Here is a 17576-nt window from a genome sequence, read left to right as displayed (position 1 = left end):
ATTTTTAGGCAAAGCATGGCCATTTGGCCGCTAAAAGAGGCCATCCAGCGCATCATATGTGGGTTTGTTATTTTTTTGTACTTTCCAGTTCTTTGATTGTCCAGTTCTTCGTGCGACCCTGATTTACTTCCCTTACTTTTTTAACATCCAAAGGCTTAACTACGGAAGCTTTATTGCCGAGGTCATTTCTGATATAACTCAGCACCGAAGCTATGTACTCGTCGTCGTTGCTACCAAGTGCCGGCATGGCATCGGCATAGGTTTTACCATCAACTGGCCCGGATAAACCGTGAAGTAAGATTTTGATGAGTTTTTCCGGGTCGCCAGTCACATCTTTTGCACCGGCAAGTGGCGGTGCAGGCATTTCTTTTCCGCCGATTGTTACCCCTTTTCCGTCTTCACCATGACAAATGGCGCAAAGCTGCTTAAAAATTGTTGCGCCTTTCAACACCAGTTTTTTATCTTCTTCGGCCATTGCGGCAGCCTTTTTAGCGGCCAGCGCACGGGCATTGTTGTTGTTTTCAAAGCTTTTTTGCGATTCAACCAGCATCTGATTGTCCGGATATTGGGCAAGCATATACTTAATGATATCCTGGGCTTTTTCCGATTTGCTAAACCTCAAGCTCAGCGCAAGTTGAAAACGGACATCGGCACTCGGGTCATTTTTAAGAAATTCCATCAGCTGCACAAGCCGCTCATCTCCTTTTCTAACCAGATCATCACAAATCCAGACCGCAGTTTTACGAACGGCAGGATCATTGTCCTGAAATGCCTGTTTCAAAGTCTCCTGATCTATGGCTTTTAAACCGCTTAAGGTCCACAATGCATGGATACGGCCAAGCTGGTTTGTATTTTTATCCAGGGCCATGGCTTTCAATGCAGGAACAACAGACTTGTTGCCCCGAACCACCATCAGTTTCTGTGCATTATCCCGCCACCAGCCATTTGCATGCGCCAGGTAAGGAACCAGTTTATCGGTACTCAGATTCAATAACTTTGGTACATTACGATCTGGTTTCAGGCCATCATAAACTACGCGGTAAATCCGGCCCCTGCCAATATTTTTATCAAATTTCTTTTCATCTATTTGTTTCCTGAGGTAAGTACCTTTTTTTGTCCAATTACCTTCCTGTATAATTCCGCGGTACATATCCACGATATAAAGGCACCCGTCAGGCCCGGTTACACTATTTACCGGTCTGAAATTCATGTCTGTAGACGCGATGAATTCCTCTTTATTGTACGCGTTTTTCAAAGTTGTTTTACCATTGGTATTGATCACCTTAGCGCGTCTGATCAATCGGCCTACCGGCTCACAGATAAATAAATCTCCTTGCGCATCCGCAGGCAAGGCAGTACCTCTGAATACAGACTGCCCAGTACAAGCAGTAAAATGGTTTAGCGTACTGTCCGGACGCAATCTATTTAAACCACCCTGAACATCGGGTGTGGAGATAATCGGCCATACAGCTTGAAACTCATTGTCGTACTGGTCTTTAAAATCAAATCTGCCGTATGAAGGATTCTGTTGAAAATTAAGCGCCGGAGTTTCTGATCCTGCGGCAGAAAAAAACAATCTGCCATAATTATCACTGGTTAGGCCCCACTGCCCCCCAGGTCCCTCATGTAAATATTCAGCTTTAAGCATACCATCTTCATATACATATCGCTTATTCTCCACAGTGACATATATTTTATTGTCGAGGTTCCACATCAAGCCGCTTTTTTGATGCTCCAGGTTGCTGGTACTGATCTCATCATTTCTAAAAATCAATTTCTTTTCATCTGCTTGTCCATCACCATCGGTATCCCGGTAACTGTAAATGTTATTGGAATTTGTTTCATTGATCAAAATCCGGTCATCCAATGCCAAAATCATTCTTGGCAATAACAACTTGTCTATAAAAATGACTGATTTGTCCATTTTCCCATCGCCGTTGGTATCTTCCAGTCGTTTTACCGTACATACTGCTTTCATTTCACCGGTGCCTTCCGCATCCTGCATATAGGTATTCATCTCTGCCACATACATCCTGCCGTTCCCATCCCAGGTAATGGCTACAGGCTCATGAATCATCGGTTCACTGGCCACCAGTTCCAATCGATACCCTTTAGGCATATGCATCGTTTTTAAGCTCTCCTGCGGAGATAAATAAGCTGGTGAAGGATTCTTATTCACCACAATGTTCCCGTTGGCATCGCGTTGTACAACCGGCATGGAAACCTTACAGGTATATACCAGCATGGACAGGCTAAGTATACTCAGCACCAAAATCTTGTTTCTCTTCATAATTCGGTTCCTGTTTTACTTAAGCGATAAAATATACTTGGCCATTTTTTTCGCATCAGCAGGAGATAACGTAGCATGTGGTGCCATGGGAATCTGTCCCCATACACCGCTGCCTCCAGCTATGATCCTGGCCGCCAGCGAGGCGTAATTGGCGTCGTTTGCAGGATATTTTGCAGCCACCTGCATAAAGGCAGGACCTACCAATTTGATATCCAGTTTATGACAGGTCATGCAATCTGCTTTTTGGATGAGCGCTTTTCCAGCTTCAATATCTGCGGCAGATGCAGTTGCAGGACTCGCTTTTTTAACAGGGTTTGTTTTTTTCTTTCCGGTTTGTCCGAAACTATAAGTTGCAAGGCTGAGCAGAGCCATACAACAAATGCATTTCATAGAAATCTTCATTAGTAATTGGTTTCAGTTGTGTTTATTATTTGGTTAGTACTAGTTTACAAATGCAATTGGTTCATGATTAGTTTGTAGACCAAGATTACGCATCTCCGATTAATTAATGCATAATAAATCATTAATAAGACCGTATTTCCTCAATTAATTGTAACTGAATTACAAATGTTACATAAATTGCTACGCCAGCACTGATCTTTTCTCCTGCATGCTTTTAATCAAAATAACCTTTGGCATAAAGTATAGAGATCAAAAAATCAGGAGATCTAAGTTTGATCAGAAAGAATATCATTAAAGCTTTTATCAAATTCTTCATCATATAAAAGCTTATACTCTTTACAAAAATTCTCATAGGTATTTTTTGCCTGGGAATGCTTACCCAAATGTACCAGCGCCTTACAGGTGATGCTCATGGCTTCTTCATTGATCGGGTCAAAATAGAAGATATAATTGGCCAGTTCGATGAGCCGGTCCGGATCATCAGCAATGACAATGGAATGCGCAAAATGAAGATAAGTATCAATGATCTCATTCGAGATTTCCGCCTTGAACTGATCCATCCATTCATAATTGGCATTAGGTAAAAATGCACCGCGCTTAATGATCTCTGCCAATTCAGCTACTTTATCTTTATCTGGTTTATTCCGGTCTTTTATTGTCGCAAAACAATGGTAATAATCCACATAAGTATGTTCAAAATCACAATTGATTTTCCAGTAGCCGGTTTCTTTTGAAACCATACAATGGTCTAATTTCTCCAGGATACTTTTCAATTTTGCAATATTCACAGACCTGTTATTTCGGGCACTCTCTTCCGATTTATCAAACCACAGCAGTTCCTTAAGTTTTTCAGAACTGATTCCCCGTTCCCATCTGATCGTATACAACAATATAATCAGAAAAAGCTCTTTGATTAATGGCGTAAATTGTTTCGTTATTTCCCGGCCTTCTTTATCAAAAACCTGCATATCCCCAAAAAGGAAAATGGAAGATTTAAACGCTTTAACAACATGTTTAGATGAAACCTGGGGCGGAGCAGTATTTACAACGGCTTCTGTAGCAACTTCTGCCAGCAATGCCTCAGCTTTTGGAACAGCTTTTCTTCTTCTAAAGTAAACCAGACCTAAGGCGGCAATAGCCAGCAATGCGATGGAAACAAACAGGTAAATACTTTTATTTGAACCAAGGTTAAGCTTTGGATCCGCATTAATCGGCGGACTGGACAGGGAATAAACTTGAACATTGGTATGATCTGTTTCATCCCTGAATAAAGCTACGGCGATAAACTTTTTGCTTTTCTCACAGTAGAAAAGATCAGCAAAAGAGTTGATGTCATGAAATACAAAAGGAATGGGACTCCCAAAAAGCTGGTATTCTGGTTTTAGTAACGAACCGCGAATCAATTGCAAATGCGATTTATACTTATGCTTAGGAAATGTAAGTGCATAATAGCTATTGGTTTTCTCGTCGATAACCAATGAATTGGCAAATACGAAATGTTCACCTGCGATTTTCAGTTCATATATTTTCCTGAAGGATTTACTTTTAACATCAAAATAAAGCAAATCATATAAATTCCGTGGATTTAACATTTGCTGTCCGGTAGAACTTCCATAACCACCTAAAACATAAGCGCCCCCGGCTGTACTACCCAAAGCTGCAAGGTATCTTGGCGTAAAGGTGCTGCCTGATACTTTTACGATTTGCCAGGTTTTTGTCGGAAAATGATAGCGTTGAACCTGATTTTTATAAAAGAAATGCCCATATCCGCCAATTAGGTATAAAGATGAATCTGCTGCAGAATAAAATTTATTATACTGCCAAAAATCAGTAATTGGGGTATTCAGACTAAAATTATGCGTCCATTTTTTATCAACGGTATCAAATATGCTGACGATCTTCTGATCAATATATACATTCATTAAGCGATTATTCCGCTCATCAAATAAGGATTGGTTACCACGCATCAGATTCTGAGGGCCCGACAAATAACCAACCGATGCCAGCTTGCCTGATCTCACGCTGTACTTATATAAAGAATCTGAACTGACTACGTTTACCACTTCATTTTTTTCATCAAAAGCAATACTTGCAGCACCTTTTACAGAGAAACGCTGGAGCAATTGCCATTCATGATGTAATTTTTTCACCCATAGGGGATTGACTACAGTAGCAGCTTTATTCCCCATCATTTCAGTTACTGCAGCACCGTCATATTCATCCAGTGGCCAGCTATATTTAGTATTGTCTTTTTCAGAGATCTTAACATTCCGGATTTTCATAGGAGGCACGTCCGTAGTTTTGAATCCTAAATATTCATTCGCCCCAAAAAGTATTTTGAAACAGTCACTCGTTTTAAGCGCTAAGCTGCTTGTTGAAGAGAATTTACCATAAGAAAGCTGTAAGACCTGCTTTTCGTAGTCAAATTTAAACTTTACTGTATTCCAGGAGCTGTATAAAAGCTCAGCAGGAATGTTGAAAGCGATTTTAGAAAACTTATCGCCAATAATGAGTTTAAAATGATTCTGCTCCTTTGGATCCTTATCGTAAATCAGATCTATGTTTTCATTGTTGTTATCTACAAAACGAAGAATGTAACCGAAATAATCATCGCGGTTAGGCATAAAACTGAGGTCAAATGTCAGTTCAAAACTAGAACTGAAGCATAAGGTTTTACCCGGACTTAAATCCAGTCCGGTTCGCTGATCCTGGACCACTTCATGACTATAAAAACCAAGACCATAGGATTGCGAAAAGCCTTTGTTAACAAAGAAGGCAAATAAAACGGATAAAGTGAATAGCAGGTATTTGGTTCTCATAGTTGGGATTACGAATATAATATATATCTGTTTAGATTAACAGAGATATTTTAATTCGCCGACCCTGCCCCCAATAAAGCGGCTTTCTCTCCCAAAACAGATTTTTTTATGGGTAGGCTATATCCCATAAGTGTAGCCAGGTGTCTTCTGGTATTTTCTATAAAATGTGCGTCAGCATGGGCAATGTTACCGCCTAAAACTACTGCCAAAGGCATTTTCTTGCGAATAAACTTATGGATAAAATTAGCCAGATTTAAACTGAATTCGGAAAATACAGCATTAAAATGAGGGGTACCGGCGTGGTTATCAATCAGATCTTTAACGTCTTTGATCGTTATCCCACTCAATTCCGCAAAGCGGTTGATGAACCATCGCGTAGAAATGTAATCTTCTGCTATACCTTTTAAAAAAGGCATACACCATAAGCCGGAATCAACGGCCTTACCATTCACCAGGTAGGATGTACCAAGGCCTGTCCCTAATGTTAAACCTATAGCGTGATCATAACCTTCCAGACTTCCGCTAAAAACTTCACCTCTTAAAAAGCATGCCGCATCATTTATAAAATGGATGGCAGAGGGCTTTATGCCGAGGCGGTTCGCCAGCAGCGCCTTAATATTCAAGTTATAGAGTGCCTCATATTTACCCTGGTCTTTAATTTTACTGATTCCTTTACCATAATTCATAGGTCCCGGCATGGCTATATTGACTTTAAGCGAAGTCATGTCATAACCTTTACAGGAATTCTCTAAAGTTTGGGCCCAGGCTTCAATGATATCTGCTGCACTAGCTTGAGAATCCAATTTTGATCTTGACCATGAATCTTTGACTTCTTGTTTTTTTTCCAGATCTATAAGTGCGGCAGTGATGTGTGATCCGCCGATATCAGCGCTTAAAATAATTTTCTCCATAGTATTTGTCATTTAGATTTCATTTGTGACGAAGCTGGCACAAGCCTGTAGTCAATCGATTGCGTAACGGGTATTACTTCGAGCATATATTTTAATTTCTATTTGGTTGGTGATTACAGTTCAAACTTAAAATGGATTATTAATAAATGTTTAACAAATGATTAATAGAACCAAAAATAAGAAAATTAATCGCTTTAAAAACGCAAAAAGAGGATGATTATGATCATCCTCTTTTCATACCTGTCATGCTTCATTACTTACGCGTATTCTGCACGAGAACTGTGTTAAGTTACCGGTTATTTTCCAACAATATCTGGACTATTTCTTCGCTTTCACTTTTTTAACAGGTTCAACTCCCGCTTTTCTGATGTCAAGCTCATCAATGATGTTTTTAGCACCACCCAAAACGTCAATACACCACAATACATAGCGTACATCCACACAAATGGTACGTTTAAACTTCTTATCGAAAGCAATATCACCACTCATGGCTTCCCAATTACCATCAAAAGCTAAACCAATCAATTCGCCATTGCCATTGATCACAGGTGAGCCTGAGTTACCGCCGGTAATGTCATTGTTGGTAATAAATCCTACGGTTAGTGTACCATCGTTACCATACTGACCAAAGTTCTTTTTATTGTAGTTTTCGATCAGGTTAGCTGGCAAATCAAACTCGCTATCGCCAGGAATATATTTTTGCATTACCCCATCAATAGTGGTGGTCGTTTTATACACCATACCATCTTTTGGAGAATAATCCTGCACATTACCATAACTTAAACGCATGGTAGAATTGGCATCGGGATACATGATCTTTCCAGCATTTTTTTCCAAAATAGCCTTCAGGTAAGAATGATCCAGTTCTGCTTTTTTCTTTTCAAAATCTGCTACTACAGACCCAAAATTGGCTTTGATGTATTCTGCAGGAATGATATTTAAAGCATACTGATATCCTGGATCTTTTGCGATCGCCTCTGCCGAAGGATTTGAAGCCACAAATGCTTTCAATTTCTCCGGTTTGATAAAGTTACTGTTTTCCCATAGGTAATTGGCATATTTATCAAAAGTAGCCTCCGGGCTGCCACTCCAATATTTCTCTGCAATTTCTGCGAAAAATTTCGGCTGGGATTTTACCGGAACGTCTTTATAAAAAGAAGCCAGTATCTGAGAGAAGATTTTTTTGTCTGCCGTTTCAGTATAAGTCTCTTCGTAAGCAGCAAGTGCAGCGTTTATATTACCCTGAACCTGTTGCACATAAGCGGCATCATCTTTTTTCTTGGAAACCGCGATCAAAGCCTTACCTAATGGACCTGCATTGGCAGCCCATTGTGAAGCCTGGAAACCTTCATTGATGTAAGTACGTTGTACAGAAATCGGATCAATGTCTTTATAAATCTGATCATATTGCTCCATTAAACCAGCAAACTCAGTTTTTTGAGCAGCCCATTGTGTAAAGGCTTTCTCTTCTGTTCTTTTTGATTCGGCAACTTTCAGACGTTTCAATTGCTCAGTCTGACCGATAAAATATTTCCAGTAATTGGCGATTTGCGCATATTTGGAAGAAAGTTTTAAACGCAGACTCACGTCTTTATCCATCTCTGCTTTCCAGGCTTTTAAGCGAATGTCACGCAACTTCACGATAGTCGGACTCACCTTTTGCGTTGCCAGATCAACTCCGTAAGAAGTCAGGTACCTGTCTGTACGACCAGGATAACCATAAATCATCGAGAAGTCGCCATTTTTAACTCCTTTGATTGAAACCGGAAGGAATTTCTTTGGTTTGTAAGGCACATTCTGAACGTTATAGTTCGCAGGCTGGTTGCCTGTTGATGAATATACACGGAACACAGAGAAGTCACCGGTCTGACGTGGCCATTCCCAGTTGTCAGTATCACCACCAAATTTACCAATATTTTGCGGCGGTGTACCCACCAAACGAACATCATCAAAACGTTCGTATACAAACAGGATAAACTGGTTCGATTTATAAAAATCCTTTACATTCGCCTCAATTGTCGGACCTGTAGTTGCAGCTTTAGCAATTTCATTGAATATCTCGGTCATTTTAGCATCTTTAGCAGCACCGCTTAAACCTTTGGTTGCTGCATCAACTTTTGCAGTAACATCTTCCATCCTTTGCAGGAAACGAACAAACAATCCACTGATTGGTTTTTCTTCGCCATAGTTCTTCGCATAAAAACCATTGTCAAGGATGTTATTTTGAGGCGTGGAATTTGAAGCAATTGCATCGTAACCACAATGGTGATTGGTGAAGATCAAACCTTTGTCAGAGACGATCTCTCCAGTACAGAAGCCACCAAAATGAACGATAGCATCTTTTAAGCTTGAACCATTGGCGTTGTAAAGATCTTTAGCAGTAAGCTTGAAACCTTGTTTTTTCATCTGCTCATAGTTTTTACCTATCAGCATAGGGATCCACATCCCTTCATCAGCTTTTACCGCATTGGCAAAAGACAGTAACATTACGCACAACAGCAAGTAAACTGTTCTTTTCATATGATAATATATTAGTTAGTGTTGGCGTCAAATATAATAATAAAAAATAACCATTCTCTTTGGAGTCTGGCATCTGTTGCGGAAGGGCAAAAGCGCCTAGGCTTCCTCTGAGCAGGTGATTTTTTTCCAGGCAGGGCGGCAAGAGCAATGTAAAAAATTACCAGATAAATGTTGAGCAGGTAATTTTTTTCTAAAACACAAATGCATTAGCGGGGTTTAGTTAGGGACGCCAGAGATATTGATGGTCTCTGCACCTATCGCCTGTTGTTTTTTATCCGCTTTGATGTTAAAATACTTCACATCTGGACAACGCATATCGGTAAACCGGTATTGATGCATGGGAACTTGAATAACTTTTCCAAGATGTAACCTGAACAGATTTGTTTTCTTCCAGGTTGCCCCCTCCACTTTGGTTGCTGTAGGTTGAGCTGCCTTCCCCTCGTTACCAACCTGATCAATCGCGTTCACGCGTTTAAACTCGCCAATACCATTCATATGGTACCCGTCACTTTCAAAATCAGCTTGAAAGTGTTTTCCAGCACCTTCTACAACAAACCTGAGTTTGCCTTCTGCAATTACCTGAAGCGACATTTGAACTTCTTCTCCAGGATACCAATAAAACTCCTTTTGAGCCGGTGCATTCTGCCAGATATCCTTTTGCCCCGTTTTAGCAAAAGCTGTCCTTCTAAAAAACGGACGAAAGGCTTTTCTTTCTGAACTAATTTTACCGGCTTCATCTTTGATCACAGCCCAGGTCAGTCCCACATCCGTTTCCTGTTCATTCATATTCCCGCCCATGTAAACAGACGGGTTGTCTAAAAACTGAGCTGGATTTCGCTTATTCCGTCTGGTTTGATCAAAAGTAATCCTGGGAAGTATAACGGTACCGGATATGCCCAGCCACACATCTTTACTCGATACTGCTTTCCGATAATAAGCACCGTTAAAACAAGGCTTGCTTTTATCTGGCTTTACCTCATTTTTAAAAAAAACCGAATCACCCGGACTAACCTGTATTGCTTCAATAGCTTTTGGAATAGGACCTGAATAAGCCAAAGCAGCTACGGAAGGGATAATCAATCCCAATAATAAATTCCTCATCATGCAACAACCTGTTTCATAGTTTGAGCAATCTGGAACAGGGCTCTTGGCACATGAAAACAACACTTCCATTTACCTCCCTTTAAAGGCAATAAGACTTCTCCCCTTCTGTTCAGATAAGCGAACCATTCACCATGCTCCGGATCGCGGAAATGGGACCAGGTGTACGCATGTAATTTTTCAAACCAGTCTTTACACTCCGTTCTTCCGGTAAGTGCATAGCCTTTCGCCATACACACCAATGACTCCAGGTGCACCCACCAGAGTTTCTGATCCCATTCCAATTGTTGAACCGGCTTATTTTTAATATCCAGGAAATAGAATATACCGCCAAACTCTTTGTCCCAGCCATAATCCAAACTTTTCAAGGCGATATCTGTAGCTTTTTCAATCAGTCTTTTATCGTTTAAACGAACACCAAGATCCATCATGAACCACATGGCCTCAATGATATGTCCCGGGTTTACCAACCGCCCATCAAACGAGTCTGAAAAAGAACCGTCCAGATTTACATTTTCAAGAATCAGCCCAGTATCCTGCTGATAGAAAACATCCATAACTTCATGGATTACATCTTTCAGCAGTCCGTCAACCACCTGTTGATCCAACAAATGCTCCATCTCTAAAGAAAGGTTGCTTAAAATCATCGGCAAGGCGAAATTTTTCAGTGCCCTTGTACCTGGAAAAGCCTTATTGTATTTTCCTTTCGGATTGGCTCTTCTTTTTAAAATATTATCGAACGTACTTTTCGCAATTTCCGCGTATTTTGGTTGCGGATCTGCTTTGTATAATGCTGCAAATGCCATGCAGGCGAAGCAGTCGGAAAAAATATTGTACGGCTGCACCAGTGGATTGCCAAACTGATCCAATGAAAAGTACCAGTTTCCGGCTTCATCCCGGCCATGTGATTCTAAAAAATCAGCTCCGTGTTTAGCCGCAGCCAGCCATGCTGGTTTCTGCTCCTGTTCATGATACAAAGTAGCAAAAGTCCAGACTTCCCTGGCTTGCAACCACATAAACTTATCGGTATCAAACACATTTCCAAAACGGTCTAAACAATTGAAATAACCACCATTCTCTTCATCTATGGAATATTTCATCCAAAATGGCATCACATTATCTAATAACTCTTGCTCGTAAATTTCACTGTAATTCATCATCGCTCACTCAAATTGTCAATCCTTGTAGGTATTCTTTATATCTGTTAAATAAATGTCCGGCTTGTGTGTAGGCAGACTGCGGACTCATAAAATGCGAAAACTCAAAAGTGATCGCCTTATCGTAACCGGCACGGCGTGCAGCATCTAATTTCAACTTCAGTTTTTCAAATTTTATGGGTAAAAATTTAATCGGCATGTCGCGGTCAAAACTCTCGGCATTGGTCCAGCATTGCAAACCATACTGATCTGCGATCTTTTTGTTTACCGCAAAAAAATCATCCAGCTCATGATAGTCAATATGCCCGTCCTGAAAGGCTACAGCATCAACAGCACCACTAATTCCTTCAAATATTTCGCCCCATTCTTTTTCATGTTCCTGAAGCGATACTGCATCTTGCTTGGTTAAATCAGCAGAAGCTGCCATGACTGCTTTTTTACCATCAATCCAGGGCGAAATCAGGGTAGGCAAGCCGTCACTTACCCCTTTACACTGCAAGCCCAGAGTTCTGAATGCTTCTGTAGCGCCTTTTGTACGCCTACTGATCTCCATGCTCAGGTACCAGCCGCCAAAGCTCTTATAATGTCCATATTGCTTCCATACCTCATCAATGACATAACGGTTGGAATCAATTTCATGCTGCAGGTTTCCGGTATCCCAATATTTGCCGCTATCGTACAAACCGAAATAAAACTTCATCTGATACTTATCGGCCAGTTGCAGAAATAGCTCCACCAAATCAACAGGGGGATGGTAACAACCAAAAGTATCTTTAAGGTAAGTTGAAGGATAAGTAATGAAACGGCGGTATCCGCTCCTGATCAGGATGACGGTATCGATACCCACCGACTTCATGTGGGCAAAATCCCTGTCCCATTCCATCCGGCCCCAGTTTTGATGCGGAATATCATGAGAAATCTCGTCTATAAATGTTCCTGTGATCTTCATAAGTATTTTTGTGCTTTTAAATAGGCTACCCAATCCATATAGGCGCTGGCTTTAAGATGCACACCGTCAGGTGTAATCTCTTTTTTTAAATTACCAGCTTCGTCCTGAAAAACCGGGCATATGTTTATATAAGTAATTTGTTCTTCGAGCGCCATTGCTTTAATCTTTTCATTGAGCAATGGAACCAATTTATTGCGCCCCTTAGTATAAGGCTCTTTGGTCATTTCTTCATTAATGGGTAAGGCACTTTCTATGTAAATCTTTGTTTTCGGTGATTTTAGCTTAATCAACCGGACAATTCGTCTATAATTATTGACACTCACCTCATTTGGTAATTTCCTGAACAAATCATTAATGCCGTCCATTAAAAAAATGGAATGTGGCTTTGCCTTAAGAATGCGGTCCATCCTGGCTAAAATACCGAAGGAATTGTCACCACCAACTCCCCTGTTGATGATTGGATAAGGAGAACCTGATAAAATTTCCTGCCATTCCCCCCGTTCTGTAATGCTGTTTCCCAGAAAGATGATGGCATTTTTTGGAATGGACATCTGGTTAAAATATTCAACCCTTTGCTGATAATAGCTATTGGCATAATTGCTATCAATTTTTACGGTTTGCTGCGCTTTAACGCTCGCCGCGCACATGAGCGCGACGCCTATCATGAAGCTGCTGTAGGTTAGCTCTTTTATCATAATAAATGTTCTTTCTTTAAATGAGCTGCCCAAATGATATATGCTGCAGATTTAAGATGTAATCCATCAATGCTCAACTCTTTTTTTAATTCACCATTTCCATCAGCGAAAACGGCGTGTAGATTTACATAATGTAGCCCGTAAGCTTTACAAAGTGCGTTTAAACCTTCATTTAAGGCAGATATTTTTGCATTAGAAAGCTTTTCATAGGATTTAGGCAGCATTGCAATATTCACTGGCAATACACTCTGAAAATAAATCTGTGTTGCAGGCGACTCGGCTTTGATCTGTTTAATCATACGCAGGTAATTGGCCAGGATTACCTCATTGGGCGTTCCTCTTTTCATGTCATTAATGCCACACAACAGAAAGATCTTAAGCGGTTTCGAAGCCAATACTTCGTCTAAACGCGCCAGAATACCGTAAGTAACATCACCACTAATTCCCCTGTTAACGACGTGTTTGTTGGGGATTAATTCCTGCCACTTCCCCCCTTCGGTAATGCTGTTACCTACAAAAGCGATTTCTTTCTTCTGATTGGGCATTTTCTTGAAAAAATCAAGCCGCTGCAGGTAATGCCCATTGGCATAGCTACTGTCTATCGCAAGCGTGTCCTGGGCATTCGCAATACAAGGGAATCCAAGAAATAATAGCCCGGTAAAAAACAATCTGTTCATCTTAAACTTGTTTATCAGCATGATACAACGATTACAACGTTACTTCTTCAGTTTTTTCTTCAGTTACCGGCATCAATGGAACCAGCCAGGTCACTATAAAGGCAGGAATTGTGGCGATCAACACCCAAATAAAAAACTCCTTATAGCCAAGGTAGTCACTCAGCAAACCACTAATCATTGACGGGATCATAAAACCCAGGTTCATCAAACCACTACCAAAAGCATAATGGGCCATTTTGTATTTACCAGGGGCAATATTTTGCATCATGAACAGGATCAGGCCTACAAACCCATAGCCGTAACCAAAATATTCAATGGCTACAGCCGAGGCAATGATGTACAAATCATGTGGCATGGTTACAGCCAAAAAAGCATAAGCGGCAAATGGAAGGTTAAAAAATGCGCACAAGATCAGCAGGGTTCTTTTGGTTAAACCTTTATTGGACACATAATATCCGGCAACAATAGAACCCAATACGAATGCGACCGATCCAAAAACACCGTAAAGCAAACCAATTTCGGAGGTGCTTAAACCCAATCCCCCACTCGCTCTGGAAGCTTTAAAAAATAAAGGGACAATTTTAATGGCCTGTCCTTCTGCAAACCGGTAAAACACGATAAAACACAAGCTAAACCAAATGTTTTTCTTCTGGAAAAAAGTGATAATCACATCTTTTAAGGTGACAAAACCTGCTTTAACAGAACTTACCTTTTGGGTTTCTTCACCTGCAGGTAAAACACGCATGTTGTATAACCCAAGTAAGATCATAATAATACCGTAGGCAAACATGACAATCATCCAGGCATTTTTTATCCCGATTTCCTTTTCCAGTTGTCCGGCAAAATAAACCAGGACACCGCCGGAAAAAACCTTGGCAATGTTATAAAACGCACCCTGCCAGCCCACAAATTTCGCCTGTAACTTCGGCGTCAATTCGTTTAAGTATACACCGTCTGCAGCAGTATCATGGGTAGAACCACTAATGGCAATGATGGTTAAAATGGCAATTGAAAAACTAAAGAAATGGTCCATCTGCAAGGTCAAAGCCAATAGACCAAACAATACGCCAGTAAAAATCTGGGTGGTATAAACAAAAAACTTTCTCGTTTTATACATTTCTAAAAATGGCCCCCATAATGGTTTGATGGTCCAGGGAAACATAATCAGAGAAGTCCAGAAGGCAATCTGCGTATCCGAGATGCCCATGTTTTTATACATGATGGAACTTGCGCCCGACAAGGCCACAAAAGGCAAGCCCATAGCGAACCAGGTGGTTGGAATCCAGTAAATCGGGCTTATATTTTTTAGTTTTGACACAGTGAATTTGTTTTAAAATGAGTTTAGATGGAAGACTTAAGTTTTCCAGAACATTCTGGCGCGTGTACAGCATAAGGTGATTATGGAGACGATACCTGTAAAAACCAGTCCCCGTAAAAAACCACCAGTTGGTAAATTGGCCAATTTATCCAAATAAGCTTCTGTTCCCGTAAGTTTCAGTAAAGGAATAAGGAATAAGTTTCCGGCTGTATAAGCTACCATGGGGTTTTTACCCTGATTACCAAGGAACGTAATCGTGGCTGAAAAATACCCCAGTCGTTCGAAAATATTCAATGACAGCAGCACTAAAAAAGCCAGCCCGGTGCTTACAAAGTAATAACTAAAGGTAGAGATGTCCTTTTTAATCCCGCCTTCAAATGCCTCGAAAAACAGGCCCAAAACCAACAGATAAACACCGGTATTGACAAATTTTGAAAATAAGGTTTTGTCAGCTCCCTCAGGCATTTTCTTTTGTAATTGTAATAACAACAACGAAACCGCCACAGTTAAGAATAGGTTTGGAGCCAGCCAACGCATATACAGACAAACTACATTACTGATCAGCAAAAACATACATAAACCAGCAATGCAAAGCAGTTTTGTTTTAGTTCCTGTCAATACATCCTGTATCGGCACAGCAGTTCTGTTGAGGAGCCACTCACCTGCAAATGTTCCAGGTAATACGATAAATAAGTACTTCAGGTAATATAGTTTATACATCCAGGGGGCCGGCGACCAGTTAAAAAGCACGCTATTCCAGCTTCCCGCATCTTTTGATGTCAGCAATATGGCCATCAATACAGGTAAGATGCCGATCCTGAGTAAAGGTTGATTCCGGGTAAACCACCAGATTAATGTTCCGAAAAAAGCCATATTGGCCAGCACAATGATGATGATGTCACTGGAGGCCAGACTAAACCCGTTTTTAAAAGGATACCAGATCAAAAACGCCCCTGCCAAAGCGAAACCAATAATTTTAACCGTCACTGCCATTTTAATATTTTTGAGTCCGCTGAAACGGGCATACATCAGGAACAACACAAAGAAACATCCGATAGATAAAAAATATTCTTTCCAACCCGGCGTTCCACTCATTACCCAGGCACGTGCATAAAAAGTAAATAATGCAAACACGACCAATAGCAAATAACGCTGGATAATCTGCCCCACTGTTTTGTAGACAGGTTGTGCAGTCAGCTTTTTTTGTAATGCCAAAGGAATAGCAGCCCCCATAGTAAAGAGGAAGAATGGAAAAACCAAATCTACCCAGGTGATTCCCGGAAGTTCCGGTTTAAAAACATGGTATGGCGGCGGCACCTGGGCATGGTACATCCAGGCGGGTAAAATACCAAAGGAAACACTGCTAGACAATACCATCAGCAATATCGCCAATCCCCTCAATGCATCTAAAGCTTGTTCTCTCTTTTTCATAAAGACTACAGTGCTTCTGTTAAACCTCGTTTCAAGCTCTCCCACCAGTTCTTTTCGATGACATGTACAATATCAAAAACCATCACCCCATCAGATTTCTTACGACACATTTTCAATGCTTTGACAAACTGGGCTTCATCTTTTTTGTATTGCTCTACATAGATACCTGCGTAAACCGGCACTTTACCCTTTGTAATTTTCATGGCCATTTCAGCCGAACCTTCCACAGTATACCAATCGTCTTTTCCCTTTCCCTGCCCCGCCTCTATCCTGCTCACTTTACTCAGATCAATATGTTGGGCTTCGGATTTATTTACTTCATAATAATAACTTCCGGTGGTATACAAATCAAGTGCTTCTGCATAGCCATAATTTTTATATTCTGGAGTTGCCCAATCAAATGTTGCTGCCGGATCATAATCCTTACTAGCCCAATTCACGCCAACTTCGTAATAAGTTGGATACCAGGAACCGGTATAATCGCCAAATTTAATTTGCGGCTGACTCTTTTTTAACGCCGCTTTAGCGGTATAAAAAAAGTCGTGGATTACCTTTGCACGCCACGCTATCCATTTTTTGTAATGTACACCTGGAATCCGCTTTTTATCGGCATCATAAGTGTAAATGTCAGCAGGAAAATTATGGACTTTAACACCTATATATTTTTCAAAAAGTTGTTGAGACAATGGCGAAAAATCAGCTTCTATACTGTCGTAACGCACACGGTCTAAAATGATCCCATCCAGTTTCGGATACATGGCTGCAAGTTCCAACATCACAGACAACTCATAATCCTGTACTTCCTTATTGGCCGGATTGACCATTGCAGACCATTTATTTTTAATTTTTGTAATGGGTACTAATCCAGCAGCAGTATAATTTAACGACTGCCAACCGCGTTTCTTTTTATCGCTAAAAACAATCCCTCTTTTAAATTCATTATGACCACCACTAAAAATATTAATCGTAGCGTGTACAGTAAGACCCAGCTTGTGTCCTTCGGCAATAAAGGTTTCCAACATGTCAAAACCACCTTTTTTGGTGTACCCCCGCCATTCTTTCATTACAGGTGCGATCTTACTGGGATACAATACCTCTCCAGAAATTGGCTTTACATCGATGATCACATCGGTAACACCAGCTTGTTTCGATTTCTGCAGATAGTAAACGATAGAATCTTTATCCGCAAAGCGCTTGTAATTGGCCGTTGCATCGAAATATAAAAGATTCTTCTGCTGCGCTTTCAACAGTCCGCTAAGACCGATGAAAACGCAGATAAAAGTCAATTTGAGATATAGTTTCATTT

At 40.6% G+C, this 17576-nt stretch carries 13 protein-coding genes; all 13 read right to left on the bottom strand.

Going from position 1 to position 17576, the window contains the following annotated elements; translation table 11 throughout:
• Positions 1-67 precede the first annotated feature (67 nt).
• The 13 genes from IM797_RS17215 to IM797_RS17155 all read right to left on the bottom strand — a co-directional run bounded on the left by IM797_RS17215 (position 68) and on the right by IM797_RS17155 (position 17574).
• Entirely contained in the window at positions 68-2290 is a 2223-nt protein-coding gene (locus IM797_RS17215) for a c-type cytochrome (protein ID WP_194128396.1), read from the bottom strand.
• 15 nt (positions 2291-2305) lie between these two features.
• On the bottom strand, positions 2306-2662 hold the full coding sequence (locus tag IM797_RS17210; protein ID WP_228098922.1) for a c-type cytochrome: 357 nt from the start codon (positions 2660-2662) through the stop codon (positions 2306-2308).
• A gap of 296 nt (positions 2663-2958) precedes the next feature.
• Positions 2959-5511, bottom strand: coding sequence for a galactose oxidase (locus IM797_RS17205; protein ID WP_228098921.1), 2553 nt, complete (start codon positions 5509-5511; stop codon positions 2959-2961).
• 50 nt (positions 5512-5561) lie between these two features.
• The gene (locus IM797_RS17200) at positions 5562-6422 is read right to left on the bottom strand and encodes an ROK family protein (RefSeq protein ID WP_194128395.1); all 861 of its coding nucleotides are present in this window, start codon (positions 6420-6422) and stop codon (positions 5562-5564) included.
• A 318-nt stretch (positions 6423-6740) separates the two neighbouring features.
• Positions 6741-8942: a S46 family peptidase gene (locus IM797_RS17195; RefSeq protein ID WP_194128394.1), complete on the bottom strand. Its 2202-nt coding sequence runs from the start codon at positions 8940-8942 to the stop codon at positions 6741-6743.
• Between the two features lie 216 nt (positions 8943-9158).
• Positions 9159-10046, bottom strand: a complete 888-nt coding sequence (locus tag IM797_RS17190) for a hypothetical protein (protein ID WP_194128393.1) — start codon at positions 10044-10046, stop codon at positions 9159-9161.
• Positions 10043-11203, bottom strand: coding sequence for an AGE family epimerase/isomerase (locus tag IM797_RS17185; RefSeq protein ID WP_194128392.1), 1161 nt, complete (start codon positions 11201-11203; stop codon positions 10043-10045). The genes IM797_RS17190 and IM797_RS17185 overlap by 4 nt, the downstream gene beginning before the upstream one ends.
• 7 nt (positions 11204-11210) lie before the next feature.
• Entirely contained in the window at positions 11211-12149 is a 939-nt protein-coding gene (locus IM797_RS17180) for a DUF4434 domain-containing protein (protein ID WP_194128391.1), read from the bottom strand.
• A complete protein-coding gene (locus tag IM797_RS17175; RefSeq protein WP_228098920.1) occupies positions 12146-12844 on the bottom strand; it encodes a GDSL-type esterase/lipase family protein in 699 nt (232 codons plus the stop codon). Before IM797_RS17175 ends, IM797_RS17180 begins: the two co-directional genes overlap by 4 nt.
• On the bottom strand, positions 12841-13521 hold the full coding sequence (locus IM797_RS17170; RefSeq protein WP_194128390.1) for a GDSL-type esterase/lipase family protein: 681 nt from the start codon (positions 13519-13521) through the stop codon (positions 12841-12843). The genes IM797_RS17175 and IM797_RS17170 overlap by 4 nt, the downstream gene beginning before the upstream one ends.
• A 31-nt stretch (positions 13522-13552) precedes the next feature.
• On the bottom strand, positions 13553-14839 hold the full coding sequence (locus IM797_RS17165) for an MFS transporter (protein WP_370583090.1): 1287 nt from the start codon (positions 14837-14839) through the stop codon (positions 13553-13555).
• 36 nt (positions 14840-14875) lie between these two features.
• On the bottom strand, positions 14876-16270 hold the full coding sequence (locus IM797_RS17160; RefSeq protein ID WP_194128389.1) for a DUF5009 domain-containing protein: 1395 nt from the start codon (positions 16268-16270) through the stop codon (positions 14876-14878).
• Positions 16271-16275: 5 nt separating this feature from the next.
• Entirely contained in the window at positions 16276-17574 is a 1299-nt protein-coding gene (locus tag IM797_RS17155) for an alpha amylase family protein (protein WP_194128388.1), read from the bottom strand.
• Positions 17575-17576 lie beyond the last annotated feature (2 nt).

The sequence above is a fragment of the Pedobacter sp. MC2016-24 genome (genome assembly GCF_015223055.1).
Classification (GTDB): Bacteria; Bacteroidota; Bacteroidia; order Sphingobacteriales; family Sphingobacteriaceae; genus Pedobacter.
This window is presented reverse-complemented; position numbering and strand designations above follow the sequence as displayed.

Excerpts from the sequence above, each read along its gene's own strand:
- IM797_RS17215 (WP_194128396.1), bottom strand. The coding sequence starts at position 2,290 with ATGAAGAGAAACAAGATTTTGGTGCTGAGTATACTTAGCCTGTCCATG.
- IM797_RS17210 (WP_228098922.1), bottom strand. The coding sequence starts at position 2,662 with ATGGCTCTGCTCAGCCTTGCAACTTATAGTTTCGGACAAACCGGAAAG.
- IM797_RS17205 (WP_228098921.1), bottom strand. The coding sequence starts at position 5,511 with ATGAGAACCAAATACCTGCTATTCACTTTATCCGTTTTATTTGCCTTC.
- IM797_RS17200 (WP_194128395.1), bottom strand. The coding sequence starts at position 6,422 with ATGGAGAAAATTATTTTAAGCGCTGATATCGGCGGATCACACATCACT.
- IM797_RS17195 (WP_194128394.1), bottom strand. The coding sequence starts at position 8,942 with ATGAAAAGAACAGTTTACTTGCTGTTGTGCGTAATGTTACTGTCTTTT.
- IM797_RS17190 (WP_194128393.1), bottom strand. The coding sequence starts at position 10,046 with ATGATGAGGAATTTATTATTGGGATTGATTATCCCTTCCGTAGCTGCT.
- IM797_RS17185 (WP_194128392.1), bottom strand. The coding sequence starts at position 11,203 with ATGATGAATTACAGTGAAATTTACGAGCAAGAGTTATTAGATAATGTG.
- IM797_RS17180 (WP_194128391.1), bottom strand. The coding sequence starts at position 12,149 with ATGAAGATCACAGGAACATTTATAGACGAGATTTCTCATGATATTCCG.
- IM797_RS17175 (WP_228098920.1), bottom strand. The coding sequence starts at position 12,844 with ATGATAAAAGAGCTAACCTACAGCAGCTTCATGATAGGCGTCGCGCTC.
- IM797_RS17170 (WP_194128390.1), bottom strand. The coding sequence starts at position 13,521 with ATGAACAGATTGTTTTTTACCGGGCTATTATTTCTTGGATTCCCTTGT.
- IM797_RS17160 (WP_194128389.1), bottom strand. The coding sequence starts at position 16,270 with ATGAAAAAGAGAGAACAAGCTTTAGATGCATTGAGGGGATTGGCGATA.
- IM797_RS17155 (WP_194128388.1), bottom strand. The coding sequence starts at position 17,574 with ATGAAACTATATCTCAAATTGACTTTTATCTGCGTTTTCATCGGTCTT.